This window comes from Pseudomonas sp. A-RE-22 (genome assembly GCF_019956035.1).
In the GTDB taxonomy this organism is placed as follows: Bacteria; Pseudomonadota; Gammaproteobacteria; order Pseudomonadales; family Pseudomonadaceae; genus Aquipseudomonas; species Aquipseudomonas brassicacearum.
In genome coordinates this window covers 1-25,609 of the sequence record NZ_JAHBCZ010000033.1, presented here as the reverse complement: position 1 = coordinate 25,609, position 25,609 = coordinate 1, and the positions used below count along the sequence as shown (strand labels likewise).

Annotated in this window: 21 protein-coding genes and 1 pseudogene; 10 read left to right on the top strand and 12 right to left on the bottom strand. The window is 61.9% G+C overall.

All coding sequences use genetic code 11. The annotated features are described in order from the left end of the window. Nucleotides 1-2: 2 nt before the first annotated feature. A complete protein-coding gene (xerC, locus tag KGA89_RS16675) occupies nt 3-902 on the top strand; it encodes a tyrosine recombinase XerC (RefSeq protein WP_223472069.1) in 900 nt (299 codons plus the stop codon). Then, nucleotides 899-1,603 (top strand): HAD family hydrolase, encoded by a 705-nt coding sequence (locus KGA89_RS16670; protein ID WP_223472068.1) that lies wholly within the window; start codon nt 899-901, stop codon nt 1,601-1,603. Before xerC ends, KGA89_RS16670 begins: the two co-directional genes overlap by 4 nt. Nucleotides 1,604-1,811: 208 nt before the next feature. On the opposite strand, the gene sutA is transcribed toward KGA89_RS16670, so the two are convergent. The 4 genes from sutA to glnK all read right to left on the bottom strand — a co-directional run bounded on the left by sutA (nt 1,812) and on the right by glnK (nt 4,583). Beyond that, nucleotides 1,812-2,135 carry a transcriptional regulator SutA gene (gene sutA / locus KGA89_RS16665; RefSeq protein WP_003206813.1) on the bottom strand — a complete coding sequence of 108 codons (324 nt, stop codon included), beginning with the start codon at nt 2,133-2,135 and terminating at the stop codon, nt 1,812-1,814. A gap of 102 nt (nt 2,136-2,237) precedes the next feature. After that, nucleotides 2,238-2,663, bottom strand: coding sequence for a secondary thiamine-phosphate synthase enzyme YjbQ (locus KGA89_RS16660; RefSeq protein ID WP_003206814.1), 426 nt, complete (start codon nt 2,661-2,663; stop codon nt 2,238-2,240). A gap of 213 nt (nt 2,664-2,876) precedes the next feature. Beyond that, entirely contained in the window at nt 2,877-4,211 is a 1,335-nt protein-coding gene (locus KGA89_RS16655; protein ID WP_003206817.1) for an ammonium transporter, read from the bottom strand. A gap of 33 nt (nt 4,212-4,244) precedes the next feature. Then, the gene (gene glnK, locus KGA89_RS16650) at nt 4,245-4,583 is read right to left on the bottom strand and encodes a P-II family nitrogen regulator (RefSeq protein ID WP_002555808.1); all 339 of its coding nucleotides are present in this window, start codon (nt 4,581-4,583) and stop codon (nt 4,245-4,247) included. A 413-nt stretch (nt 4,584-4,996) separates the two neighbouring features. Here glnK and KGA89_RS16645 point away from each other — a divergent pair, with 413 nt between their 5' ends. Then, entirely contained in the window at nt 4,997-5,257 is a 261-nt protein-coding gene (locus tag KGA89_RS16645; protein WP_060740084.1) for an accessory factor UbiK family protein, read from the top strand. Nucleotides 5,258-5,310: 53 nt separating this feature from the next. Here KGA89_RS16645 and KGA89_RS16640 read toward each other — a convergent pair whose 3' ends face one another. Beyond that, on the bottom strand, nt 5,311-6,951 hold the full coding sequence (locus KGA89_RS16640) for a methyl-accepting chemotaxis protein (RefSeq protein ID WP_223472067.1): 1,641 nt from the start codon (nt 6,949-6,951) through the stop codon (nt 5,311-5,313). A gap of 462 nt (nt 6,952-7,413) precedes the next feature. On the opposite strand from KGA89_RS16640, the gene KGA89_RS16635 reads away from it, so the two are divergent. Genes KGA89_RS16635 through KGA89_RS16625 form a run of 3 tightly spaced genes read left to right on the top strand, consistent with a single transcriptional unit; the run spans nt 7,414 to nt 11,021 of the window. Next, the gene (locus KGA89_RS16635) at nt 7,414-8,838 is read left to right on the top strand and encodes a cytochrome c (RefSeq protein WP_223472066.1); all 1,425 of its coding nucleotides are present in this window, start codon (nt 7,414-7,416) and stop codon (nt 8,836-8,838) included. A 15-nt stretch (nt 8,839-8,853) separates the two neighbouring features. Beyond that, nucleotides 8,854-9,390, top strand: coding sequence for a sorbitol dehydrogenase family protein (locus KGA89_RS16630; RefSeq protein ID WP_223472065.1), 537 nt, complete (start codon nt 8,854-8,856; stop codon nt 9,388-9,390). Then, nucleotides 9,387-11,021, top strand: coding sequence for a GMC family oxidoreductase (locus KGA89_RS16625; RefSeq protein ID WP_223472064.1), 1,635 nt, complete (start codon nt 9,387-9,389; stop codon nt 11,019-11,021). Before KGA89_RS16630 ends, KGA89_RS16625 begins: the two co-directional genes overlap by 4 nt. 7 nt (nt 11,022-11,028) lie before the next feature. Here KGA89_RS16625 and KGA89_RS16620 read toward each other — a convergent pair whose 3' ends face one another. Next, a complete protein-coding gene (locus KGA89_RS16620; RefSeq protein WP_223472063.1) occupies nt 11,029-12,306 on the bottom strand; it encodes a sensor histidine kinase in 1,278 nt (425 codons plus the stop codon). Nucleotides 12,307-12,572: 266 nt separating this feature from the next. Between KGA89_RS16620 and KGA89_RS16615 the strand changes: the two genes are divergently transcribed. Further along, nucleotides 12,573-14,066, top strand: a complete 1,494-nt coding sequence (locus KGA89_RS16615; protein WP_223472062.1) for a YifB family Mg chelatase-like AAA ATPase — start codon at nt 12,573-12,575, stop codon at nt 14,064-14,066. A gap of 6 nt (nt 14,067-14,072) precedes the next feature. Here KGA89_RS16615 and KGA89_RS16610 read toward each other — a convergent pair whose 3' ends face one another. From KGA89_RS16610 to KGA89_RS16600, 4 genes and pseudogenes are all read right to left on the bottom strand, one after another. After that, on the bottom strand, nt 14,073-15,287 hold the full coding sequence (locus tag KGA89_RS16610; RefSeq protein ID WP_003206824.1) for an aldose 1-epimerase family protein: 1,215 nt from the start codon (nt 15,285-15,287) through the stop codon (nt 14,073-14,075). 237 nt (nt 15,288-15,524) lie between these two features. Next, nucleotides 15,525-16,247: a methyl-accepting chemotaxis protein gene (locus tag KGA89_RS30845; protein ID WP_375538591.1), complete on the bottom strand. Its 723-nt coding sequence runs from the start codon at nt 16,245-16,247 to the stop codon at nt 15,525-15,527. Between the two features lie 180 nt (nt 16,248-16,427). Further along, nucleotides 16,428-17,342, bottom strand: a pseudogene (locus KGA89_RS30840) (Cache 3/Cache 2 fusion domain-containing protein); the annotation flags it as partial. Nucleotides 17,343-17,686: 344 nt separating this feature from the next. Then, entirely contained in the window at nt 17,687-18,607 is a 921-nt protein-coding gene (locus KGA89_RS16600) for a LysR substrate-binding domain-containing protein (protein ID WP_003206829.1), read from the bottom strand. Nucleotides 18,608-18,765: 158 nt separating this feature from the next. Between KGA89_RS16600 and KGA89_RS16595 the strand changes: the two genes are divergently transcribed. Continuing rightward, a complete protein-coding gene (locus tag KGA89_RS16595; protein WP_038858199.1) occupies nt 18,766-20,160 on the top strand; it encodes a NorM family multidrug efflux MATE transporter in 1,395 nt (464 codons plus the stop codon). A 111-nt stretch (nt 20,161-20,271) separates the two neighbouring features. On the opposite strand, the gene KGA89_RS16590 is transcribed toward KGA89_RS16595, so the two are convergent. Then, nucleotides 20,272-21,942, bottom strand: a complete 1,671-nt coding sequence (locus KGA89_RS16590) for a putative bifunctional diguanylate cyclase/phosphodiesterase (protein WP_003206833.1) — start codon at nt 21,940-21,942, stop codon at nt 20,272-20,274. 272 nt (nt 21,943-22,214) lie between these two features. Between KGA89_RS16590 and rep the strand changes: the two genes are divergently transcribed. Both rep and KGA89_RS16580 read left to right on the top strand, forming a co-directional pair. After that, on the top strand, nt 22,215-24,224 hold the full coding sequence (gene rep / locus KGA89_RS16585) for a DNA helicase Rep (RefSeq protein WP_013694550.1): 2,010 nt from the start codon (nt 22,215-22,217) through the stop codon (nt 24,222-24,224). Nucleotides 24,225-24,294: 70 nt separating this feature from the next. Beyond that, a complete protein-coding gene (locus tag KGA89_RS16580) occupies nt 24,295-24,867 on the top strand; it encodes a xanthine phosphoribosyltransferase (RefSeq protein ID WP_003206836.1) in 573 nt (190 codons plus the stop codon). A gap of 107 nt (nt 24,868-24,974) precedes the next feature. On the opposite strand, the gene KGA89_RS16575 is transcribed toward KGA89_RS16580, so the two are convergent. Then, nucleotides 24,975-25,609, bottom strand: a 635-nt coding sequence (locus KGA89_RS16575; RefSeq protein ID WP_317851099.1) for an acetyl-CoA hydrolase/transferase C-terminal domain-containing protein, incomplete at its 5' end; no start/stop codon positions are given.

Sequence of the window (25,609 nt, the reverse complement as noted above, 5' to 3'; positions counted from 1 at the left end):
TAATGGAACGACAGCTGGACGCCTACTGCGAACATCTGCGCAGTGAGCGCCAGGTGTCGCCCCACACGCTGTCGGCCTATCGCCGCGACCTGGAAAAAGTGCTGGGCTGGTGCCAGAAGCAGAACATCGGCAGCTGGGCGGCCCTGGACATCCAGCGCTTGCGCAGCCTGATCGCCCGCCTGCATCAACAAGGGCAATCCTCCCGCAGCCTGGCGCGCCTGTTGTCAGCGGTACGCGGCCTGTATCACTACCTCAATCGCGAAGGTTTGTGCGATCACGATCCGGCCACCGGCCTGGCACCGCCCAAGGGCGAGCGCCGACTGCCAAAGACCCTCGACACCGACCGCGCCCTGCAACTGCTCGAAGGCGCCGTCGAGGATGACTTCCTGGCCCGGCGTGACCAGGCGATTCTCGAGCTGTTCTATTCTTCCGGCCTGCGGCTCTCCGAGCTGACGGGGCTTAACCTGGATCAACTGGACCTGGCCGATGGCATGGTCCAGGTGCTCGGCAAGGGCAGCAAGACTCGCCTGCTGCCCGTCGGCCGCAAGGCCCGTGAAGCCCTGGAGCAATGGCTGCCGCTGCGGGCGCTGACCAACCCCGCCGACGACTCGGTCTTCGTCAGCCAACAGGGGCGGCGCCTCGGCCCGCGGGCGATTCAGTTGCGGGTCAAGGCTGCCGGCGAACGGGAGCTGGGACAGAACCTGCACCCGCACATGCTCCGACACTCCTTCGCCAGCCATCTGCTGGAGTCCTCCCAGGACCTGCGCGCCGTTCAAGAGCTGCTGGGGCACTCGGACATCAAGACCACCCAGATCTACACCCACCTGGATTTCCAGCACCTGGCGACGGTCTATGACAGTGCCCATCCCAGGGCCAAACGCATCAAGGGCGACGAATCATGACCATCGAACTGATCACTTTCGACCTGGACGACACCCTGTGGGACACCGCCCCGGTGATCGCCAGCGCCGAAGCCATACTCCGCCAATGGCTGACCGATAACGCGCCGAACCTGGGCGGCGTGCCGGTGGAGCATCTTTTTTCGATTCGCGAGCAAGTATTGCGCGAAGAACCCGGCCTGAAGCATCGCATCAGTGCACTGCGCCGACGCGTGTTGTTCCGTGCCTTGCAGGAAGCCGGCTACGACCAGTGGCAAGCTTCGGAGCTGGCGGACCAGGCCTTCGAGACGTTCCTGCACGCCCGTCATCAACTGGAGGTTTTCCCCGAGGTGCAGCCCACCCTGGAGATCCTGGCCAATCACTTCGCCCTCGGTGTGGTCACCAATGGCAACGCCGATGTGCGGCGCCTGGGGTTGGCGGACTATTTCAAGTTCGCCTTGTGCGCCGAAGACATCGGCATCGCCAAGCCTGACGCCCGACTGTTCCACGAAGCCCTGCAACGCGGCGGCGCCACGGCGCAAACCGCCGTGCACATTGGCGATCACCCGGGCGACGACATCGCCGGCGCCCAACAGGCCGGCCTGCGCGCCGTATGGTTCAACCCGGCAGGCAAGCCCTGGAATGCCGACCACGCGCCGGATGCAGAAATCCGCAGCCTGACCGAACTGCCAGGGTTATTGGCAGGGTGGCATCGCCAGCGCTGACCCCCGCCCTGTAGCCACTACAGCCCTCTGTGGGAGCGAGCTTGCTCGCGGTGACGGCGGCATATCCAACATCAATGCCAACGGACCCACCGCTTTCGCGAGCAAGCTCGCTCCCACAGGGACTGCGCCTGGCCTGGGGAATGGAATCGCACCCATGAAAAAGCCCGCAGCGACGGCGGGCTTTTTCAGCAAGCAATGAAGCCGATATTCAGATAGGGCGGCTGCCGTACTTGTTGTCAGGCTTCTTGGGTGGATCAGCGACCACGTTGGCCTCCACTTCCTGCACCTTACCGCCCCTGGCCAGGAATTCCTCCATGGCCTTGGCGAGCGCATCACGCTCCTTGTTCTTGGCCTCTACGCTCGGCAACTCGTCGACCGAAACGGCCGCCTTCGCCTTGCCTTTGGCGGTAGGAACCGGAACATCGGCCCCATCGTCGTCGGCAACGTCTTCCGCCGCCGCTTCAAGGCCTTCTTCGGTCTCGTCTTCGTCGCCTACTTCGAGGTCGTCGTTTTCCAGATCATCGTCGCTCATGTTCTACCTCATGACTTGCGAAAAGCAGATTAGTTATAGCCCAGCTTCGCCATCAGTTCGAAGGCTGCCAGAAAAAATTCAACATCCGCCGGCAATCAGCGGTTACGCCCCATCACCGTACAAGGTGGCGAGGACTTTACGAGCACCGCCGTGATCACGATGCTCGCCCAGATAAACACCTTGCCAGGTACCCAATGCCAGCCGTCCCGCCGTGACCGGCAGGCTGATCTGGCAGCCGAGCACACTGGCCTTGAAGTGCGCCGGGAGGTCGTCCAGGCCTTCGTCGTTGTGCTCATAGTCGGCGGTTCCTTGTGGGATCAACCGATTGAAAAATCGTTCGAAGTCTCGACGTACCGCCGGATCGGCGTTCTCGTTGATGGTCAACGAGGCCGAGGTATGCTGCAGCCACAGATGCAACAGACCGACACGACACGCCTGGAGTTCAGGCAGGCCGGCAAGCAACTCGTCCGTCACCAGATGAAAGCCCCGGGGCCTTGCCCGCAGGGTTATCAGCGTCTGTTGCCACATACAGATCTCCGCACGTTCGGCGCGCATTCTAGCGCGCTCTGGGAAAAAACAAAGGGCCTAATATTCTTGCTTCGGTGTAAGCCTTTGGCGGTATAAAAACCTGTGTCGCATCCACAACAAAAGGCGTCGGAAAAACCGCTGCACCTTGTGAGCAATGACAAATTCCAGACAAAAAAATGCCCGGCGAACCGGGCATTTTTTTATTGCGTGCGCTTACAGGTTGTAGCCACGCTCGTTGTGCTGGGCCAGGTCCAGGCCCACGGCTTCTTCTTCCTCGGTGACACGCAGACCCATGACGGCGTCCAGGACCTTGAGGATGATGAAGGTGACGATCGCGGTGTAGACCACCGTGAAACCCACGCCCTTGAATTGAATCCACACTTGCGCACCGATATCGGTCACGGTGCCGAAGCCACCCAGGGCCGGTGCTGCAAACACACCGGTCAGGATCGCGCCGAGGATACCGCCGATGCCGTGTACGCCGAAGGCGTCCAGGGAGTCGTCGTAGCCGAGCTTGCGCTTGAGGGTAGTGGCGCAGAAGAAGCACACCACGCCTGCTGCCAGGCCGATGACCAGAGCGCCCATCGGGCCCACGGTGCCGGCAGCCGGGGTGATAGCAACCAGGCCCGCCACCACGCCCGAGGCGATGCCCAGTGCGCTTGGCTTGCCGTGGGTGATCCACTCGGCAAACATCCAGCCCAGCGCCGCCGCAGCGGTCGCGATCTGGGTTACCAGCATCGCCATGCCGGCGGTGCCGTTGGCCGCGACAGCGGAACCGGCGTTGAAGCCAAACCAGCCGACCCACAGCATGGCCGCGCCCATCAGGGTGTAACCCAGGTTATGCGGCGCCATTGGCGTGGTCGGGAAGCCTTTGCGCTTGCCCAATACCAGGCACGCCACCAGGCCTGCGATACCGGCGTTGATGTGCACCACGGTGCCGCCAGCGAAGTCCAGCACGCCCCAGTCCCACAGCAGGCCGCCGTTACCGGACCAGACCATGTGGGCAATCGGTGCATACACCAGGGTGAACCACACGCCCATGAAGACCAGCATGGCGGAGAACTTCATCCGCTCGGCAAATGCGCCGACGATCAGGGCCGGAGTGATGATGGCGAAGGTCATCTGGAAGGTGATGAACACTGCTTCAGGGAACAGCGCCGCCGGGCCGGTCAGGCTGGCTGGCGTGACGCCTGCCAGAAACGCTTTGCCGAAACCGCCGATGAAGGAATTGAAGTTGACGACGCCCTGCTCCATGCCGGTGGTGTCGAACGCAATGCTGTAGCCATAGATGACCCACAGGATGCTGATCAGACCGGTAATGGCAAAGCACTGCATCATCACGGAAAGAAGGTTTTTCGACCGAACCATGCCGCCGTAGAACAGCGCCAGGCCAGGGATGGTCATGAACAGTACAAGAATCGTGGCCGTGAGCATCCAGGCGGTGTCGCCGGAGTTCAGGACTGGGGCTGCCGCTTCTTCTGCCATGGCCAGGCCAGGCATTGCGAAGGACAACAGGGCTCCTAGCCCTGCGAATTTACGCAGAGTCATATTGTTTTCTCCTGGGGCGTTGGGTTTGGCGGCTTAGATGGCGTCGGTATCGGTTTCGCCGGTACGGATGCGGATAGCCTGTTCCAGATTGACCACAAAGATCTTCCCGTCACCGATCTTGCCGGTGTTGGCGGCCTTGGTGATTGCCTCGATCACCCGATCAAGATCCTTGTCGTCAATGGCGACATCGATCTTCACCTTGGGCAGGAAATCGACCACGTACTCCGCGCCGCGATACAGCTCGGTGTGACCTTTCTGCCGACCGAAGCCTTTGACCTCAGTAACGGTAATGCCCTGCACGCCGATCTCGGACAACGACTCGCGCACGTCGTCCAACTTGAACGGCTTGATGATGGCAGTGACTAGCTTCATGAAACTTTCTCCCGAATTGGTGGACTTGCCCCAGGAAAACAAACCCGACTCAAGTCTAAGCGCAGTGCCTGGCTTTGTAACGCGTCGTCGGCCCAAGTTGCCCGACAGGTGCCAGTTAACCGATCCTGACGAAACTCCCCGTTCCGCCTGCTGCACTGCATTCGTCACAGCGACTGCATCAGTGCATGGGTCATCAGCCTCTAAGCAGAAACCTTGCCATCTGCACCAAACCCTCTGATTTCAGTCTCTTGGCCACCTGCTCGACGTGCGTTGCGCCAAGAACCGCAGCGATACGCACAACAACGGTGCAGCCACGCCCGGGCCTATGCGCGAAAAGCGTGCATCCCTGGCTTGCGAATTGACTATAGACACTGCGTGATACACTGCCCGCCATTGTTTTCAGGACACCTGCCATGCTTGCGCCCAAAGACCTCCTCGACGCCCTGAGCGGCCACGCCTCCCGCATCTTGAGTGGCGACACGCCGCTGCCCAAAAGCGAAATCGAAAGCCAGTTCAAGGCCCTGCTGCAAAGCGGCTTCAGCAAACTGGACCTGGTAAGCCGGGAAGAATTCGACAGCCAGATGGTTGTGCTGGCCCGGACCCGGGCGCGGCTCGAGAGCCTGGAGGCCAAGGTTGCCGAGTTGGAAGCGCGACTGGCTCCGGCACAGGAATAAGCCACGAGCCGGCGACATACGCCCGGTCACCCAGGCGTATTCACCCCGACGGGTCAGAGACGGAAACGGCCGACCAGGGTATTGAATGACAGGGCCAGGTTGGACAGCTCCTGGCTCGAAGCATTGGTCTGGTTCGCCCCAGCCGCAGTCTGGGTCGACAGATCCTGGATATTCACCAGGTTGCGATCGACCTCACGGGCCACATGGGCCTGTTCCTCGGACGCCGTGGCAATCACCAGGTTACGGTCATTGATCTGCGAAATACCGTCGGCAATCTGCTCCAGTGCCTCGCCAGTGGCCCGGGCCAGACCCTGGGTCTCGGTCACCAGCGCCTGGCTCTTGCCCATGGCATCAACCGCACTGTCGGCACGGTCCTGCACCGAGTGAATCATGCTCTCGATTTCACCGGTAGACGCCTGGGTCCGCGCCGCCAGGGCGCGAACCTCATCGGCCACCACGGCGAAGCCGCGACCCTGCTCCCCGGCGCGGGCCGCCTCGATGGCCGCGTTGAGCGCCAACAGGTTGGTCTGTTCAGCGATCCCGCGGATCACATCCAGCACCTTACCTATATCGCGAACCTGCACGGCAAGGTCCCTGACCAGCTCGGTAGACGAAGTAATTTCCCGGGTGGCGTTGTTGATCGCCTGCACCGCGCTACGGGCCTGATCACGCCCCTCGCTGGCCTGTGTGCTGGTCGATTGCGACGCCTGTGAAGTGGAGACCGCGTTGCGGGCCACTTCCTCGACCGCCGAAGTCATCTCGGTCACGGCCGTGGCGGCCTGCTGGATTTCATCATTCTGCCGAATCAAGGCACGACTGCCATCATCGGTGACCGCCGTCAGTTCCTCGGCGGCAGAAGCCAACTGGTCCGAAGCGCTGGCAATCTGCTGGATGGTGGTCTTCAAGCTCGTCTGCATATCGCCCAGGGCCTTGAGCAATTGGCCGGCCTCGTCGCGACCACGACTGGTGATGTGCTGGGTCAGGTCGCCCTGGGCGATGCGTTGCGCGCAATCGACCGCCGTGGCAATCGGTCGGCTGATCAGACGGCTGATAAACACGCCCAACAGCAGCGCGGCGATAAAGGCCACGACGATGCCGCTGTACAACACGGTCTTGGCGGTCACCTCCTGCTGCGTGGCGGCCTTGGCGTCTTCGCTGATCTGGCGATCATTGGAGTCGATCATGATGGTCAACTGGTCCATCACCTTGCGATAGGTTTTCTGCAGGTCACCCAGCAGCAGGGTGCGGCCGTTCTCCAGGTCGCCAGCCGCCATCATCGCCACGTACTGCTGAACCATGGCCTGGTAGACCGGCCAATCGCGGGCCATCTGGTCGCCGGCAAGGCGCTCGTCTTCAGCCAGGATCCCTTTACGGTAAGCGGCGAAAGCCTGTTCGCTGGCCAACTGATTGGCTTTCATCGAGGCAAGAAACTCATCCTTCATGCTCTGCGGGGCGTTGCCGGCGGTAGCGACATACAGCCGGTACATGTCGCGCGTCTGGCCGACCGCCTTGGTCTTGGTCTGCGACGTGTTGGCGACCGAGACCAGATTGTTGTTGAACACCCCCTGCAAACGTGTCGACAGCGCGGAAACACCACTGACGCCAAGCATGCCCACGGCGAGCGTGATCAAGGCACAGAGGAAAAACGAGGTGATCAGTTTGGTCGATAATTTTGCGTCATTGAGCCAGTTCATCGGTGGATCCTCATGGACTGCTGGTCCAGCAGCCCTGTTATGTGTGCATTTCCCTGCCCCGCGTAACGCCAGGTAAGGGCCTGTGTCCGGATTCCATCGCCGCTCGGGTCCGCCTGCCGACAGGACACTGTTGGCGCGACGCTTGATGGTTTTTTCGTCGTGACGTCGTACAACATCACAAACATACAAGCCAAAACCCCTGTTCCCCCTCAAGCTGGATGGAGCGACTTCCTTTCTCTCCCGCCCATTGCGCTCACGACGCTCTTGGCCATTACACTTCTGAAACACCTGAACTAGAGCCATTTCACAAAAACAAATAAATGATGGCTCTTAGCCATATTCATTGAGAAATGTTACATCATGTGAAATATCGATCGCAATGTAAGACATCGTACAACATCACAAACCTTAACGAACCGAGCCAACGGTCACGCGTCGAAACCCAACCGTGAGGAGTTACACATGCATCCGCAGAGGAGGGACCTGTCATTGCCCGGCGTGCGCAAGGCCAAGCCCATGAGGAATATGCTCGCGGGCGGCCTGGCCCTGTTGACGGTCAGCCTGGCGACCCACGGCGAGACGCTCGACACCAGCGCCTCGCCCGGCAAGCGACTGGCCGTGACCGCCGATTGCGTGGCCTGCCATAGCACCCGCGACGGCAAGCCTTTTGCCGGCGGTTACCCGCTCAACTCGCCGATGGGCGTCATCTACTCGACAAACATCACCCCCTCCATGAGCGCCGGCATCGGCCATTACAGCCAGGCAGACTTCGCCCGCGCCATGCGCGACGGCGTGACCCCGGACGGCACCCACCTGTACCCGGCGATGCCCTACACCTCCTACGCGAAGATGACCGACAGCGACGTCGCCGCCCTGTACCGGTACTTCATGGATGAAGTCGCGCCGGTGGATACGCCCAGCCCCAAGACCGAGCTCGATTTCCCGTTCAATATCCGCGCCTCGATGCTCGGCTGGAACGCCCTGTTCCATAGCCAGAAACGCTTCGAGGCGGATCCGGGCAAGTCCGCGCAGGTCAATCGCGGCGACTACCTGGTCAATGCGCTGGCTCACTGCGACACCTGCCATACCCCGCGCAACAGCCTGATGGCTGCAGATAACGCCAAGGCGCTTTCCGGTGGTTCGCTGGGGGCCTGGTACGCCCCGAACATCACTTCGGACAAGACCAGCGGGATCGGTGCCTGGTCGAGCGATGAGCTCGTTGCCTACCTGCGCAGCGGCCATGTGGAGGGCAAGGCGCAGGCAGCCGGGCCGATGGCCGAGGCAATCGAGAACAGCCTGCAATACCTCGGCGAAGATGATCTCAAGGCCATCGCCGCCTACCTGCTGCAGACCCAGCCGATCGCCACTGGCGAACGCCAGGCCCGCCATACCTTCGGCCAGGCGTCGAACGACGAACTCAGCCTGCGCGGCGGCAAGCCGCAGGACAATCCGGGCTGGCACATCTTCAGCGGCACTTGCGCCAACTGTCACCAGGCCAACGGCGAGGGCACCCGCGAGTACCCCTCGCTGTTCCACAACACCGCGACCAGCCGCCGCGACAACCTGATCGCGACCATCGTCCATGGCGTACACCGCGAAGTCGACGGCGTGGCAATCGACATGCCGGCCTTCGGTCCCACTGCACTGTTCACCGATCGCCTCGACGACCAGCAGATCGCCGATGTCAGCAACTACGTCCTGTCCCGTTACGGCAATGCCGGACTGAGCGTGACCGCCACCGATGTGGCACAGGTACGCGAAGGCGGACCCAAGGCTCCCATCACGGTGCTGGCACGATACGGCGGACCGACGCTGGTGGTGCTCGGCCTGCTGATCCTCCTGGGGCTTTACAGGCTCAAGGCTCGTCGCCGACTGCAGGAGGCCTGAGCAATGGAGACTTCAATGACCGACCAACACATGCCCGTTTCATTCACCCCCACCGACCGACTGTCCCGCCGCAGCCTGCTGCGCGGGTCGGTCACCCTGGGCCTGGCGGCCCTGGTCGGCGGCCTCGGTCCCTGGCAATCGGCGATGGCCGAAGGCGACCAGGACTTTATCGTCCTTTCGCAATTTCTCGTCAGTCGCCCAGTCAGCCCGCTCCTGGCGGCGCGCTACTACCGCGCCCTGAGCCGCCGCGCACCGAACTTCACGGGCAATGTCGGCGCCCTCAGGCAGATGATCGACTGGCAAGGCTTCAAGCATGTGGACGAATACCTGGCCCAGGCCAACCCGGACCCATCGTTGAAGGCGACTGCGACCAGCATTATCTCGGCCTGGTACCTGGGCATCGTCGGTGAGCTCGCCGACGCCGAGCTGATCAGCTACCGCGAAGCGCTGATGTATCGCCCGACCCACGGCATTCTCATCATTCCAACCTACGGTGGTGGCCCCGACTCCTGGGGTGCCAAGCCAGCCAGCACGCAGGATTTCAAACTATGAGCAGCGTTGTTTACGACGCCGATGTGGTCGTCATCGGCTCCGGCGTGATGGGTGGGCTGATTGCCAGCGGCCTGGCCAAGGCGAACAAATCCGTGATCGTCCTCGAGGCGGGCCCACGAGTGAATCGCCGCGACATCGTCGAGGCTTTCCGCAATGCGCCGGTCAAGCTCTCGCTGGCCAACGCCAAGCTGCAGGGTGCCGGCTCGCCCTATCCGAGCCTGCCCCATGCGCCCTCCACCTATGGCGACTACCTGCAACAGGTTGGCCCGGTGAAGTACAACACCTCCTACCTGCGGGTGGTTGGCGGCACCACTTGGCACTTCGGCTCCTCGCTGTGGCGCATGCTGCCCAATGACTTCCGCCTCAACTCCCTCTACGGGCGCGGGCGCGACTGGCCGATCAGCTACGACGAATTGGAACCCTTCTATGCCCGCGCCGAGACCGAGCTGGGCGTGTCCGGGGTCGACGGCCAGGATGAAAGCGGCCAGGGCGGTGCGGCCTATCCACCGCGCTCGATCCCCTATCCGATGGAAGGCCTGAAGCCCAGCTACATGTTCAAGCGTCTCTCGAGCCTGTTGAGCAAGGGCGGCTACAACCCGATCCTCGAACCCAATGGTCGCGCCACCCGCCCTTATGGCAAACGCCCACCGTGCGCGGGCAACAACAACTGCAACCCGGTTTGCCCGATTGCCGCCAAGTACGACGGTTCCATGCATATCGACGAGGCCGAGCGCCATGGCGCCAAGGTCCTGGACAATTCGGTGGTGTACCGGATCGAGGCCGGCGACGACGGCAAGATCAGCGCGATCTGGTACATGCGCCCCGACAAGACCCAGCATCGCCTGAGCGCCCGCTACTTCGTGCTGGCGGCCTATGGCATCGAATCGCCGAAGCTGCTGTTGATGTCCACGTCCGAGAAATATCCCAACGGCATCGCCAATACTTCCGACCAGGTCGGCCGCAACCTGATGGACCACACCGGCGTGAGCATGAACGTGATGACCAAGGAAGACATGTGGCCCGGCGAAGGGCCGACTCAGTTGCTGGTGTACCTGAACAGCCGCGACGGCGCGTTCCGCAAGGACTACCCGAGCTATAAGATCAAGGTCCGCAACACGGTGCCCACCTCGCAGATCACCACCAACCTGATCGCCAAGGGCGTGTTGGGCTCCAAGCTCGACGAACAGATCCGCCTGCAGTCGGCGCGCTCCTTGAACTGGGCGGTGGACTTCGAAACCCTGCCACTGTCGGAAAACCGCATCACCCCAAGCAAAACCCGCTTCGACGCAATTGGCCTGCCGGTACCGGAAATCTACTACAGCGTTCCCGACTACTGGCATGCCGGCAAGGAGAAGGCGCTGGAGGACCTCAAGCAGTTCGCCCACCTACTCGACGCCGACATCCTCAGCACCGACGTCAACTTCCAGAACCGCCAGCACATCATGGGCACCACCATCATGGGCGACGATCCGAAAAACTCGGTGGTCGATCGCGACTGCCGTAGCCACGACCACGTCAACCTGTTTATCGCCGGGACCAGCGTGATGCCGTCATCGTCCTGTGTGAACCCCACGTTGACAGGTGCCGCGCTGAGTATTCGTATCGCCGATCAATTGCTGAGGGAGGTATAGGGCCTGTTCAGCCATCCGCCACCCGCTGAGATGGGGCCGGGGCCTGTGTCAGCGGCAACTCCAGGATAAACAGCGCGCCCCTGCCCGGCCCGGCGCTCTGCACGGTCAGATCGCCACCCATCTCGTGCGCCGCCAGAATGCAGCTGTGCAAACCAAAGCCGTGGCCGTCGACACGCGTGGTGAAACCGTGCTCGAACACCCGTGCAAGATTGTCCTGCGATATCCCCTCGCCATTGTCCTCGACCTCAACTCGCACGCGCCCCTCGTCAACGACCTTCAGGCGCAGGATGATCTGCGGCGGCCGGTTCGCCCCCGCATCCAGCGCCTGCTTCGCGTTGTTGATCAGATTGACCAGGATCTGCAGCACTCGATGCTTGTCCAGGGGCATTTGCGGAACATCGCTGAACTCCTTGATCAGCGTGATGTGGTGGCGGGCCAGGGACACATCGCAAATGCGCACGACATCCTCGACCAGCTCACGCAACGAGCCCGGCTCCAGCACGCTGGCGTTGCCGGCGTAGGATTGCTGGGTGGCGACGATTTCCTTGATGTGGTCGATTCTGCGGGTCAACTGCGCCAACTCGGCGATCATGCCCTGCTGCTCGACGGCCAGCGCGTCGGCCAGCTTGTCGAGATAGTCCGGTAGCGCGCGACCTTTCGGGTCGCTGCTGATGAAGTCACCGAGGTCATCGGGATGCTCCTTCATCAACTGGGCTACCTTGGCCACCCCTGGCCCCTTGGAGGTGTGCACCTTCTCGTACAGGACCTGGGCTGACACATTGACACTATTGAGCACATTGCCCACGTTGTGCAGCACATTGGTGGCGATCTCTGCCATGCCGGCGCGGCGCGCGGTGGTGACCAGTTCAGCCTGGGCCTCGCGTAACTCGTCGTTGACCTTGGCCAATTGCTGCGGGCTGGGGATCTTCAGGGCCGCCGGCACCAGCCGGACCAACAGGATGGCGGTAATCACCGAGGCAATCGCGGTGATCACCTTGACCAGCGCTGTCAGCCAGTAATAAGGCTGCCAGATGGTCAGGATCTCCATCACATGGCTGGTCCCGCAAGCCAGGATAAACACGCCAAAGGCCGCGAGCATCCAGTCAAACGGCACGTCCTTGCGCTTGTGGATAAAGTACAGGAGCGTGAAGGGGATGGTGACGTAGGACAGGGCGATCAAGCCATCTGCGATCACATTGGTCCACAGCAGATCCGGACGCCACATGTAGCAATGCCCGTGGGGCATGAAGCGCTTGTCGGTTAACAGAGCCAGCAGATCGTTCATGGCTACTTCCTCGCTGTGCCGTTGATACCGCCAAGTGCCGACTGGGCAAATCGCAGTCTAGCAGAGGGCCCTTTCCGGGCATTTTGCGTGGCCAGGTGAGGCGGTGATATCCGCTACCGCATCACGCCTGGCGCCCCTCGGCTGTCACTTGCCCTCGAAACATCCTGCCAAATTTTCTCCCTTCAATTTCCCCGCCCAAGTTCATCCCCACGACTAATCTTCCAGAGCCGCAGGACGCGGCGCCCTATTCACTCAAGGAACGATTCATGTCGCTTGCCATCGTCCACAGTCGCGCCCAAGTAGGGGTCGAGGCTCCTGCCGTTACCGTTGAAGTCCACCTGGCCAATGGCTTGCCGTCGCTGACGATGGTTGGCCTGCCGGAGGCGGCGGTGAAGGAAAGCAAGGATCGGGTGCGCAGCGCGATCATCAATTCGGGGCTGAATTTCCCGGCACGGCGCATCACCCTGAACCTGGCGCCGGCGGACCTGCCAAAGGACGGCGGGCGCTTCGACCTGGCCATCGCCTTGGGGATCCTGTCGGCCAGCGTGCAGGTGCCAACCCTGACGCTGGATGACGTGGAATGCCTTGGTGAACTGGCATTGTCCGGCGCGGTACGACCGGTGCGCGGGGTATTGCCCGCAGCGCTGGCGGCGCGCAAGGCCGGGCGCATCCTGGTGGTACCGCGGGCCAATGCCGAGGAGGCCTGCCTGGCCTCGGGGTTGAAGGTGATCGCTGTGGACCATCTGCTCGAAGCGGTCGCGCACTTCAATGGGCACACACCGGTCGAGCCTTTCGTTTCCAATGGGCTGCTTTCGGCCAGCAAGCCCTACCCCGACTTGAACGAAGTACAAGGCCAGGCCGGAGCCAAGCGGGCCTTGCTGATTGCCGCCGCGGGGGCTCATAACCTGTTGTTCAGCGGGCCACCGGGCACCGGCAAGACGCTGTTGGCGAGCCGCCTGCCGGGGCTGTTGCCACCGCTGGCCGAGAGTGAGGCGCTGGAGGTCGCGGCCATCCAGTCGGTGGCCAGTTGCGTGCCGTTGAGTCATTGGCCGCAGCGTCCATTTCGACAGCCGCACCATTCGGCTTCCGGGCCCGCGCTAGTGGGTGGCGGGTCAAAACCGCAACCGGGAGAGATCACCCTCGCCCACCATGGCGTGCTGTTTCTGGATGAACTGCCGGAATTCGACCGCAGGGTGCTGGAGGTCCTGAGAGAGCCGCTGGAATCTGGGCACATCGTGGTTTCTCGCGCCCGTGACCGAGTACGCTTCCCGGCGCGCTTCCAGTTGGTGGCGGCGATGAACCCCTGCCCCTGTGGATATCTTGGCGAACCCAGCGGCCGCTGCTGCTGTACACCGGACATGGTGCAGCGCTACCGCAACAAACTCTCCGGCCCGCTGCTGGACCGCATCGACCTGCACCTGACCGTCGCCCGGGAAGCAACGGCGTTGAACCCCAGGAGAGAATCCGGAGACGATACAGCCACGGTCGCCGAGCAGGTGGCCGAGGCCCGGGAGCGTCAGCATAGACGCCAGGGCTGCGCCAACGCCTTCCTCGATTTGCCGGGGTTGCGTCAGCATTGCAAGTTATCCACAACCGATGAAACCTGGCTGGAAACCGCCTGCGAACGGCTGACCCTGTCGTTGCGCGCCGCCCACCGCTTGCTCAAGGTCGCCCGGACGCTGGCAGACCTGGAGCAAGCGGCGTGTATCCGCCGCGAACATCTGGCCGAAGCACTGCAGTATCGGCCGACTAGCTCCTGAACCGCCTTATGGTTTGCTCAGGTCCACCAACGGCGTTTCCCGCACCTCGGTTTTCTGACCGTTCTGGATGGTATCGATGCGCTTGAGGGCCTTATCCACAGCGCCCTTGTCCGCCAACAGGCTGTAGTGGATCTGGAACTGCTTGTGTTCTTTCGGTGCGATGGTGGGGACCAGACCCAAGGGGCGCTGATACCGACGGTTATAGGAAAAACTGGTGCCTGGCTCCAGACCGGTCACGTAGCCCTGGCCTTGGGTGTCGGTGTTTTTCCACAGGGAGAACACCGGAAGCGTGCTGGTGTTGAAGCCCACTGACACACCGAGGCTACCGGCCTTGTTGTGCAGCACGGTGAGTGTGTCGCCCTTGGCGTCGGCGTATGGCACGACGTTGTAGACGGTTTCGTCGTAATCCTTGGTGGGACCCCGGTAGGTTTGCCAATCGGACAAATCGCCCTTGGCCTTGTCGTTGAACGGCGAGACCTGCTTGACCGGTGCCACGAAACGGGCGCCCTGCTCCAGGAACGGCGTGCTGAAGTTGCTGTGGTAGAGCGCCTGGTACTCCTTCGGATAGTCACCGTTGTTGGTCAGCGTGTCGCTGAGCGCGAACGTCACGCTGCCGGGCTCGGTGACCAGTTCGGTCTGCACCGAGAAGTCGACCTTCTTGAACGCCTGCTCCTTCAACTCGCCGCGCAGGGTGATGGCGTAAGGCGGTTTTTCATCAATGTGCAACGTGACTTTGTTGGCTGGAATGTTGGCGGCGCGGCCATGCAGGGTCAGCAGCTCACCGTTGTCCATGCCGGGATGGCCGACCCACTCGTAGCCGCAACGGGTGACCAGCTCGTTGAAACCTTCGAGCCAGCCCAGCCCGCCTCGGCCGTTGAGTTCGATGAACGCCGGATTGACCACCTCCTTGACGGGCGAATCCCAACCCATGCGCACATTCCCGACCGAAGCCTGCAGCACGTTCATGCCACGGGTCGGTACGACTGACAGCTTCAGGGTGCCATTGTCGATGTCGACGATGCTGACGCCTTCCTGGCGGCCGCCGTGCAGGGTGCGCATCGTCACGGAAAAGGGTTTGCCGGTCTTCACGCCGAGTTGCTGGCTGGTGATTTGCCAGGGTTGAGCGGCTTTATCCGTATCCAGCAGGACGTAGTCCCAAGCCATCGCATGGGAGGCAGCGCCCAAGGCGCCAAGGGTGATGAGGAGTTTGAGCGGAGTCATGGTCACGACCTTTTATTGGAGTTGTGCGGTTTTTATAGACTTGAAGAAACGTTTCAGCAAGCTTAAAAACAGCAATATTCCTAAAAAAGAAACGACACCAGGGTGGTAGCTTTTGTGGGAGCGAGCTTGCTCGCGATAGCGGTGGGTCAGATTGAGATGATGTTGGCCGGGAAGCCGTCATCGCGAGCAAGCTCGCTCCCACAGGGGTGCGGGTGAACTTGCTCGTGACGGGACGCCTCAGCGGAACCGATCAACCTCTTGGCGCAGGTCCTGGGCCAGCTTTTCCAGTTCCTTGGCGGTGAGTGCCAGGTTCGAGACCACTTGGCGCTGTTCGCTGTTGGCCATGGCGATGCTTTGCAGGTTGCTGCTGAGCAGGGTCGCGGTGCTGCTTTGTTCCTGGGTGGCGGTGGTGATCGCCGCAAATTGCTGACCGGCCGAGCGGCTTTGCTCGTCGATGCGGGCCAGGGCCGTGGCCACGTTGGCGTTGCGCGACAGGCCTTCCTGCATCAACAGGTTGCCCTGCTCCATCGTGCTGATGGCATTGCCGGTTTCCTGCTGGATGCTGTTGATCATGCTGGAAATTTCGTCAGTGGCCTGGCGGGTGCGAGAAGCCAGGCTGCGGACTTCATCGGCCACCACGGCGAAACCACGGCCCTGCTCGCCTGCGCGGGCAGCTTCGATGGCGGCGTTCAAGGCCAGCAGGTTGGTCTGCTCGGCGATCGAGGTGATCACACCCACGATGCCGCCGATTTCCTGGGAACGCTGGCCCAAGGTATTGATGACCGTGGCCGTGCTGTTCAGCGCACCGGCAATTTGTTCCAGGGATGACGATGCTTCGTCCATCGAGGTCCGGCCAATGCGGGTTTGCTGGGCGTTTTCCTGGGCCAGGCGCTCGGTGTTGCCCATGTTGTCGGCAATGTTCAACGAGGTTGCGCTGAACTCTTCCACTGCGCCGGCCATACTGGTGATTTCGCCGGATTGCTGTTCCATGCCTTCATACGCCCCGCTGGACAACCCGGACAGCGCCTGGGCACGGCTGTTGACCTCCTGGGAGGCCTTGCGGATGTGCTCGACCATGGTCGACAAGGCCTGGCTCATCTGGTTGAAGGCACGGGCCAACTGACCAATCTCATCATGGCTGGACACGTTCAGGCGCACGCTCAGGTCACCGGCGCCCAAGGCTTCGGCCTGGCGTACCAGATCGCCGAGCGGTGCCAGTTTGCTGCGCAGCAACCACATCGCCGAGCCGACCGCCAACAACATCGCCAGCAGGCTGCCAATGGCCAGTTGCGTACCGACGCTCCAGGTCACGGCGCGAATCTCGGTTTTGGGCATGCTCGCCACCACCGCCCACGGCCCACCTTCGAACGGTACGGCAACGCTGTAGAAGTCTTCGGCGGTATCGGTCCAGAACGCGCCCTTGCCCGGTTTCTTGACCAGGCCAACGATGGTCGTGCTTGCCTGGTCCAGCGCCTGGACGCCGGCCGGTGGCACCAGCCACTTGTTTTGTTCGTCCAACAGCGCCAGGGAACCGGTCTGGCCGATGCGGAACCGTTTGAGGTTCTCGAACTGCGTGTTCTGCGCATCGGTGTAGTCGAAGCCTACGTACAGCACGGCAATGATCTTGCCGCTGCTGTCGCGTACAGGCGTGTACTGCGACATGTAGTAACGTCCGAACAGCAAGGCTCGACCAATGTAACTCTGCCCGCTGACCACCGGACCATAGGCAGGGCCGGCGCGGTCGAGCACAGTACCAATGGCCCGCGTACCGTCCTGCTTGGTCAATGACGTGCTGACGCGGATGAAGTCGTCGCCACTGCGCACGAAAACCGTGGCAACCCCGGCGGTCATCGTTTTGAAGTCATCCACTTCCTTGAAGTTGTTGTTCAACACTTCGCTGCCCAGGCTCAAGCCTGGGGTTTGTACGCCCGCCACCGTCACTGGCTGGTCCGGATGCACGCTCAGGCCCGCGCTGAAGCGCTTCTCGAACAGACCGGCCAACCGCTGGGTGCTCTCGCGCAGGGTGCTGTGGAAGGTATTGAGCTGATCGGCCATCAGGCGCGCTTCGCTGGCCAGGTGTTCTTCACGGGTGGCGAGGTTGGCAGCGTCCAGCGAACGCAGGGCAAAGACAGTACTGCCGGAGATCACGACCGCCAATATCACAGCGAGGGCAAGGCCTAGCTGTGAGGCGATCCGGGCACGGGGTTGAGACATGACGGCTCCTGGCCGAGAGACCGGATCATCCTGATCACGCTCGCACGCTCGGCATTTTTCGAATGAGGTGTAAGTTGGCCCTTTCTGCACGAAGGTTCCATCCTCACAAATTCGGCGGCAAAGCCAAATACTTGAGCGGTTCGCAAGGATTAATGCCAAGTGGCTAGCACACCAACTGCAACGTTTCAGCCCAAACGCTGCACGTCGGGTAATTGCATGGCCTTCACCTCACCCTGGAGAAAGTCGCTAAGCCGGCGCAAACGTTCACCTCCCGGTCGGGTTTTCGGCCAGACCAGATAATAGTGTTCACCGCTGGCGACAGCCGTCGGCCATGGCAGGCTCAGGCGTCCCTGGGCGACATCCTCGGCCACCATCAACAGATCACCCATGGAGACCCCATAGCCACGTGCGGCCGCGATCATGCCCAGCTCCAGGGTATCGAACACCTGCCCCCCCTTGAGCGAGACCTTGTCGGACAGGCCCATGCGTTGCAGCCAATTGCGCCAGTCCCGGCGATCGGGCGTGGGGTGCAGCAGTTCAGCGCTGGCCAACCGCGCCACATCCCAGGGCTGGTCGTTCAACAGGTTCGGCGCGCCCACTGGGATCAATTCCTCGGGAAACAGCAAGCTGGCTTCCCAGTCCGCCGGAAAATGCCCGTTGCCCAGCAATACGGCGCAATCGAAGGGCTCGACGTTGAAGTCCACTGAATCGATGTCCATCCAGGCACTGGTCAGTTGTACCTCGTTGCCAGGCTGCAAGTGCCGGAAGCGACTCAAGCGCGCCAACAACCAGCGCATGGTCAGCGTGGAAGGCGCCTTCATGCGCAGGATGCCATCCTCGCCATGCAAAGTGTGACAGGCCCGCTCCAGCGCCATGAAGCCCTCACGTACGCCCGGCAACAGCAACCGCGCCGCCTCGGTCAATTGCAGGTTGCGGCCGCTGCGCAGGAACAGCCGACAGGCAAAGTGATCTTCCAGCGTGCGAATGTGCCGGCTGACGGCGCTCTGGGTGATCGACAGCTCTTCAGCGGCGCGGGTGAACGAGCTGTAGCGCGCCGCGGCTTCGAATGCCCGCAGCGCATAAAGAGGAGGAAGACGACGAGACATCGCAAAAGCTCCATGGCGTTGTTTGCAAACCCTACCAGAAACGCCTCCAGCATGAGTTTTAATCATGCCAGCGATCTTTTTTATCCCTTTGTGCAATCCGCCGAGAGCGCCGAGAATCGTTGCTTTACTGCCTTGTTTGAACATGGAGCGTGATGATCATGCAGCATCCAGTGCGTACTGAACTCTGGGCCATCCTGCGGCTGGCGGGGCCGTTGATTGCCTCGCAGTTGGCGCACATGCTGATGGTGCTCACCGACACCGTGATGATGGCGCGCCTGAGCCCCGAAGCCCTGGCCGGCGGCGGGCTTGGGGCGGCCACCTATTCGTTCGTGTCGATCTTCTGCATCGGCGTGATCGCCGCGGTGGGCACCCTGGTCGCGATCCGCCAGGGCGCAGGCGATGTCGAAGGCGCCACCCGGCTGACCCAGGCCGGACTGTGGCTGGCCTGGCTGATGGCGCTGATGGCCGGGTTGCTGTTGTGGAACCTCAAGCCAGTGCTGCTGATGTTCGGCCAGACCGAAACCAACGTGCTGTCCGCCGGACAGTTCCTGTTGGCGCTGCCGTTCGCCCTGCCCGGCTATTTGAGCTTCATGGCCCTGCGCGGCTTCACCAGCGCCATCGGCCGGGCCACACCGGTCATGGTGATCAGCCTTGGCGGGACGGTGGCCAACTTCCTGCTCAACTACGCGCTCATCACCGGCATGTTCGGCCTGCCGAAACTCGGCTTGATGGGAATCGGCCTGGTCACGGCCATCGTCGCCAACTGCATGGCCCTGGCGCTGGCCTGGCATATCCATCGGCACCCGGCCTACCGTGCCTATCCATTGCTCGACGGTCTGTCGCGACCCAATCGCCAGTACCTCAAGGAACTGTGGCGCCTGGGCCTGCCGATTGGCGGCACCTACGCGGTGGAGGTCGGGCTGTTTGCGTTCGCCGCGCTGTGCATGGGCACCATGGGCAGCACGCCGTTGGCAGCCCACCAGATCGCGCTGCAAATCGTCTCGGTGGCGTTCATGGTGCCGGCCGGGATGTCCTACGCCATCACCATGCGCATCGGCCAGCACTACGGTGCCGGGCAACTGCTGATGGCACGCCTGGCCGGTCGGGTCGGGATTGGCTTTGGCGCGGCTGCCATGCTGGCGTTCGCCATGGTGTTCTGGCTGCTGCCCCATCAATTGATCGGCTTGTTCCTGGACCACGACGACCCGGCGTTCCGCGAGGTGATCAACCTGGCCGTGAGCCTGCTGGCCGTGGCGGCGTGGTTCGAGCTGTTCGATGGCACACAAACCATCGCCATGGGCTGCATTCGCGGGCTCAAGGACGCCAAGACCACCTTCCTGGTGGGGCTGGGTTGCTATTGGCTGATCGGCGCGCCGGCGGCGTGGTGGATGGCGTTCCACCTGAACTGGGGGCCGACTGGCGTCTGGTGGGGCCTGGCCCTGGGGCTGGCCTGCGCGGCCGTGAGCCTGACTGCGGCGTTTGAATGGAAGATGAAGCGGATGATTCGCAGTGAGCCCGGGCGGCGGCGTTTCGAGGCCATCCAGGCCGATTGAGATGTATCCCCCTGTGGGAGCGAGCTTGCTCACGATAGCGGTGTGTCCGTCAAAATAAATGGGACAGACCGATCGCCATCGCGAGCAAGCTCGCTCCCACAGGATTTTGTGTCAGCTGATTTCCAGCATCGATTGCTGATCACCTTCGAAGGTCAAGTACTCAACCAACTCCGGCAACGGCAACGGCTTGCTGATCAGGAAACCCTGCACCTGATCGCAACCGAAGCCGCGTAGCAGGTCCAGTTGCTCCTGGGTTTCCACACCTTCGGCCACCACTTCCAGGTTGAGGTTGTGCGCCAGGTTGATCATCGCGTGCACCAGTTTGCGGTTCTCTTCGCGCTGCTCCATGCCACCGACGAAGCTCTTGTCGATCTTCAGCAAGGCGATCGGCAGGCTGTTGAGGTGCACGAACGAGGAGAAACCGGTGCCGAAGTCGTCCAGGGAGAAGCGCACTCCCAGGCGGCCCAGGGCATCCATGGTCTGCTTGACCAGCTCGCTGCGGCGCATGACGGCGGTTTCGGTGAGTTCGAACTCCAGCCATTGCGCCTCGACACCCCGCTCGGCAATCAGCCGGCTCAAGGTCGGCAGCAACTGGCTGTCCTGGAACTGTCGGAACGACAGGTTGACCGCCATGTGCAACGGCGCCAGCCCCCGCTCGCGCAGGGCCTGCATGTCCCGCAGCGCCCGGGAAATCACCCAATAGCCCAGCGGCACGATCAGGCCGCTCTGTTCGGCCAGCGGCACGAACTCACTCGGTGGCAGCAAGCCACGTTCGCCGTGACGCCAGCGTACCAGCGCTTCGAGGCCGACAATGTGGCCGCCATCGAGGTTCAGCCGTGGCTGGTAATGCAGTTCCAGCTCGTCACGGCGCAGTGCCCGGCGCAGTTCGCTTTCCAGGTCGGCGAGGCTGCGGGCATTGCGATTGATGCGCTCGTTGAAGATATGAAAGGTGCAGCCCTGGGTGCTCTTGGCCTGCTGCATGGCGATGTGGGCGTGCCACATCAGCGGATCGGCACCGGCCTGGGCGCGAGCGTGGGCAACACCCAGACTGCAGCCGATCAGCAGGCTTTCACCATCCACCCAATAGGGTTCGGCCAAGGCTTCGGTAATACGCTCGGCCATCCACTCGGCCCGCTGTGGTGCGCGGCGGGTGTCGATCAGCAGGGCGAATTCATCACTGCCCAACCGCGCCAATTGATCGCCGGCCTCGAGCGAGCCCTTGAGCCGCGACACCACTTGCAGGATCAAGCGGTCACCGGCCTGGTGGCCGAGGGCGTCGTTGGCGTGACGAAAGTTGTCCAGGTCCAGGTGACCGAGCGCCAGGCCACGGCCGTCGTTTTCCGCCAGGCGCGCCGCCAGCAGCGTCTGGAAACCCTGGCGATTGGCGATGCCCGTCAATGGGTCCTGTTCGGCGAGGCGCTGCAAGGTGTTTTCCAGCACGCCGCGTTCGCGCACATGGCGCAGGCAACGACGCAGGGTCGCGCTGTCGAGGACATCGCGCACCAACCAGTCGCTGACACCGTCGGGGGCAACCGCCGGCTCGTGCTCAAGCAACAGGATCGTCGGCAGGCTGCAACGGCCCGGCGCCGGCTGCAATGCCGCAACGGTCAGCAACACCGCGTTGCGATTATCTTCGAACAGGCTGCTGACTGACTCCCAGTTCGGGGCGCTGATCAACACGACCGAGGGCCCCAAGGGCGCCAGGCACTCGCGCAATATTGCTGACCACGCAGGCTCTTGGGCCAATAACAGCAAACGCAAGGGTTCGACAGGCGTTGACAAGCTGACTCCCTAGACTCTGCAAGGTGGTAGGCGCCGGGCATTATGACGCGCCGATGGGCAATGACCAATGCCAATGGTTCTCAAACACGCGGTTTTGGTGGTTTTTTTCCCCTCAAATCCTGCGCTGGACGCAATTGGCCCCACATCCTGCGTGAAAGTAGCAGAAGCGGCAAATGACAATGCGCTGTGCGTCACAAGTCGGACAGAGCAGCACAATTCTCTGAGCCTGTTAAAATGCCGGCCCATTTCGCAAACGACTCCCTGACTCTGTCATGTCCCGACTCAATCCCCGGCAGCAAGAAGCCGTGAACTATGTCGGCGGCCCTCTTTTGGTGCTCGCCGGTGCAGGCTCCGGCAAGACCAGCGTAATCACCCGAAAGATCGCGCACCTGATCCAGAATTGTGGCATCCGCGCCCAGTACATCGTCGCCATGACCTTCACCAACAAAGCCGCCCGGGAAATGAAGGAACGGGTCGGCGGCCTGCTGCGCGCTGGCGAAGGCCGCGGCCTGACGGTCTGCACCTTCCACAACCTGGGCCTGAACATCATCCGCAAGGAACACGCGCGGCTGGGCTATAAACCGGGCTTCTCGATTTTTGACGAGACCGACGTCAAGGCCCTGATGACCGACATCATGCAGAAGGAATACTCGGGCGACGACGGCGTGGATGAGATCAAGAACATGATCGGCGCCTGGAAAAACGACCTGATCCTGCCGCCCGAGGCTCTGGAAAACGCCCGCAACCCCAAGGAACAGACCGCCGCCATCGTCTACACCCACTACCAGCGCACGCTCAAGGCGTTCAACGCGGTGGACTTCGACGACCTGATCCTGTTGCCGGTCAAACTGTTCCAGGACCACGCCGACATTCTCGAAAAATGGCAGAACAAGGTCCGCTACCTGCTCGTGGACGAATACCAGGACACCAACGCCAGCCAGTACTTGCTGGTGAAGCTGCTGATCGGTACGCGCAACCAGTTCACCGTGGTAGGCGACGACGATCAGTCGATCTATGCCTGGCGCGGCGCGCGGCCGGAAAACCTGATGTTGCTCAAGGAAGACTATCCGTCGCTCAAAGTGGTGATGCTGGAGCAGAACTACCGCTCCACCAGCCGCATCCTGCGCTGTGCCAACGTGCTGATTTCCAACAACCCCCACGAGTTCGAGAAACAACTGTGGAGCGAGATGGGCCACGGCGACGAGATCCGCGTGATCCGTTGCCGCAACGAAGACGCCGAAGCCGAACGCGTCGCCATGGAAATCCTCAGCCTGCACCTGCGCACCGACCGGCCATACAGTGATTTTGCGATCCTGTACCGCGGCAACTACCAGGCCAAGCTGATCGAGCTGAAACTGCAGCATCACCAGATCCCTTATCGCCTGTCGGGGGGCAACAGCTTTTTCGGACGCCAGGAAGTGAAGGACCTGATGGCCTACTTCCGCCTGATCGTGAACCCGGACGACGACAACGCCTTCCTGCGGGTGATCAACGTGCCGCGCCGGGAAATCGGTTCGACCACCCTGGAAAAACTCGGCAACTACGCCACCGAACGCAAGATCTCGATGTACGCCGCCACCGACGAAATCGGCCTGGGCGAACATCTGGACAGCCGCTTCACCGACCGCCTGGCGCGCTTCAAGCGTTTCATGGACAAGGTTCGCGAACAGTGCGCCGGGGAAGATCCGATTTCGGCGCTGCGCAGCATGGTGATGGACATCGACTACGAGAACTGGCTGCGCACCAACAGCTCCAGCGACAAGGCTGCCGACTACCGCATGAGCAACGTCTGGTTCCTGATCGAGGCGTTGAAGAACACTCTGGAAAAAGACGAAGACGGCGACATGACGGTCGAGGACGCCATCGGCAAACTCGTGCTGCGCGACATGCTCGAGCGCCAGCAGGAAGAGGAAGACGGTGCCGAAGGTGTGCAGATGATGACGCTGCACGCCTCCAAGGGCCTGGAATTCCCCTACGTATTCATCATGGGCATGGAAGAAGAAATCCTGCCGCACCGCTCCAGCATCGAGGCCGACACCATCGAGGAAGAACGGCGCCTGGCCTATGTCGGGATTACCCGGGCCCGCCAGACGCTGGCCTTCACCTTCGCCGCCAAGCGCAAGCAATACGGCGAAGTGATCGACTGTGCCCCCAGCCGCTTTCTCGATGAACTGCCGCCGGATGACTTGGCCTGGGAAGGCAACGACGACACGCCGACGGAAGTCAAAGTCGTTCGCGGCAACAGTGCCCTGGCCGATATACGCGCGATGTTGAAGCGTTAGAATCGACTACTTTTTTTCACCAGGTTGTTTACCCAATCCAGACGCTGAAGGCGTCACCAGAGGAGGCTTCATGGAAGCCCTGCACCAGAAAATTCGCGAGCAAGGTATCGTGCTTTCCGATCAGGTCCTGAAAGTCGACGCGTTCCTGAACCATCAGATCGACCCGCAGTTGATGAAGCTGATCGGCGATGAATTTGCCGCGCTGTTCAAGGACTCGGGCATCACCAAGATCGTTACCATCGAAGCCTCAGGGATTGCCCCGGCAATCATGACCGGGCTGAACCTGGGCGTACCGGTGATCTTCGCCCGCAAGCAACAGTCCCTGACCCTGACGGAAAACCTGCTGTCGGCCACCGTGTATTCGTTCACCAAGAAAACCGAAAGTACCGTCGCCATCAGCCCGCGTCACCTGACCAGCAGCGACCGAGTGCTGATCATCGATGACTTCCTGGCCAACGGCAAAGCCTCCCAGGCGCTGATCTCTATCATCAAGCAGGCCGGCGCCACCGTCGCCGGGCTGGGGATCGTGATCGAGAAGTCATTCCAGGGCGGTCGTGCGGAACTGGATGCCCAGGGCTATCGGGTTGAATCCCTGGCGCGGGTGAAGTCGTTGGCCGGTGGGGTCGTGACCTTTATCGACTGACCCTGTGCCTCCTGTGGGAGCGAGCTTGCTCGCGATAGCGGTCTGTCAGACACATTTTGTGTACCAGATTCACCGCTATCGCGAGCAAGCTCGCTCCCACAGGGGTTTCAGGTGGGTCGCCAAGGCGCAGTCGCCTTGAGCCCCGCCAGCAGCAACCGTTGAAACAACTCATCCTTCAGCCCTTCAGGGCTGGCCAGCTGCATCCGCTCCAGATGCCCGGCAAACTCCCATGGCTCCGGCGCATCGAGCGCGGCCTTGCCCAATTCCAGGATCTCGGTGAGTTTGAACTTGCTCTTGAGCCAGTTCAGCGCCCGCAACAGGTCCCGCTCGACCTCGTCGAAATCACACCCCAGGGGGTATTCGGGAAACAGGTTCGGATGGCGTGCCTGGATCGCCTGCAAGCGTTCCGATGTGTTGTCGGCGAAGCGCGGATCGAGGCGGAAATCCTTCGGCAATTTGCCGGCGGTTTGCGCCTGCTCGATCAACCCGGGCTGGAAGCGTGAATCGCTGATGTTCAGCAACGCCTCGATCACCGCGGCGTCGGTCTTGCCTCGCAGGTCGGCAATGCCGTACTCGGTCACCACGATGTCGCGCAAGTGCCGGGGAATCGTGCAATGGCCGTACTCCCAGACGATATTCGAGCTGATCTCGCCCCCGGCCTCACGCCAACTGCGCAGCAGCAGGATCGAACGCCCGCCCTCCAGCGCATGGCCCTGGGCAACGAAGTTGTACTGCCCGCCCA

Coding starts and splice junctions, on each gene's coding strand:
- xerC (WP_223472069.1), top strand. CDS start 3: ATGGAACGACAGCTGGACGCCTACTGCGAACATCTGCGCAGTGAGCGC.
- KGA89_RS16670 (WP_223472068.1), top strand. CDS start 899: ATGACCATCGAACTGATCACTTTCGACCTGGACGACACCCTGTGGGAC.
- sutA (WP_003206813.1), bottom strand. CDS start 2,135: ATGAGCGACGATGATCTGGAAAACGACGACCTCGAAGTAGGCGACGAA.
- KGA89_RS16660 (WP_003206814.1), bottom strand. CDS start 2,663: ATGTGGCAACAGACGCTGATAACCCTGCGGGCAAGGCCCCGGGGCTTT.
- KGA89_RS16655 (WP_003206817.1), bottom strand. CDS start 4,211: ATGACTCTGCGTAAATTCGCAGGGCTAGGAGCCCTGTTGTCCTTCGCA.
- glnK (WP_002555808.1), bottom strand. CDS start 4,583: ATGAAGCTAGTCACTGCCATCATCAAGCCGTTCAAGTTGGACGACGTG.
- KGA89_RS16645 (WP_060740084.1), top strand. CDS start 4,997: ATGCTTGCGCCCAAAGACCTCCTCGACGCCCTGAGCGGCCACGCCTCC.
- KGA89_RS16640 (WP_223472067.1), bottom strand. CDS start 6,951: ATGAACTGGCTCAATGACGCAAAATTATCGACCAAACTGATCACCTCG.
- KGA89_RS16635 (WP_223472066.1), top strand. CDS start 7,414: ATGCATCCGCAGAGGAGGGACCTGTCATTGCCCGGCGTGCGCAAGGCC.
- KGA89_RS16630 (WP_223472065.1), top strand. CDS start 8,854: ATGACCGACCAACACATGCCCGTTTCATTCACCCCCACCGACCGACTG.
- KGA89_RS16625 (WP_223472064.1), top strand. CDS start 9,387: ATGAGCAGCGTTGTTTACGACGCCGATGTGGTCGTCATCGGCTCCGGC.
- KGA89_RS16620 (WP_223472063.1), bottom strand. CDS start 12,306: ATGAACGATCTGCTGGCTCTGTTAACCGACAAGCGCTTCATGCCCCAC.
- KGA89_RS16615 (WP_223472062.1), top strand. CDS start 12,573: ATGTCGCTTGCCATCGTCCACAGTCGCGCCCAAGTAGGGGTCGAGGCT.
- KGA89_RS16610 (WP_003206824.1), bottom strand. CDS start 15,287: ATGACTCCGCTCAAACTCCTCATCACCCTTGGCGCCTTGGGCGCTGCC.
- KGA89_RS30845 (WP_375538591.1), bottom strand. CDS start 16,247: ATGGCCGGCGCAGTGGAAGAGTTCAGCGCAACCTCGTTGAACATTGCC.
- KGA89_RS16600 (WP_003206829.1), bottom strand. CDS start 18,607: ATGTCTCGTCGTCTTCCTCCTCTTTATGCGCTGCGGGCATTCGAAGCC.
- KGA89_RS16595 (WP_038858199.1), top strand. CDS start 18,766: ATGCAGCATCCAGTGCGTACTGAACTCTGGGCCATCCTGCGGCTGGCG.
- rep (WP_013694550.1), top strand. CDS start 22,215: ATGTCCCGACTCAATCCCCGGCAGCAAGAAGCCGTGAACTATGTCGGC.
- KGA89_RS16580 (WP_003206836.1), top strand. CDS start 24,295: ATGGAAGCCCTGCACCAGAAAATTCGCGAGCAAGGTATCGTGCTTTCC.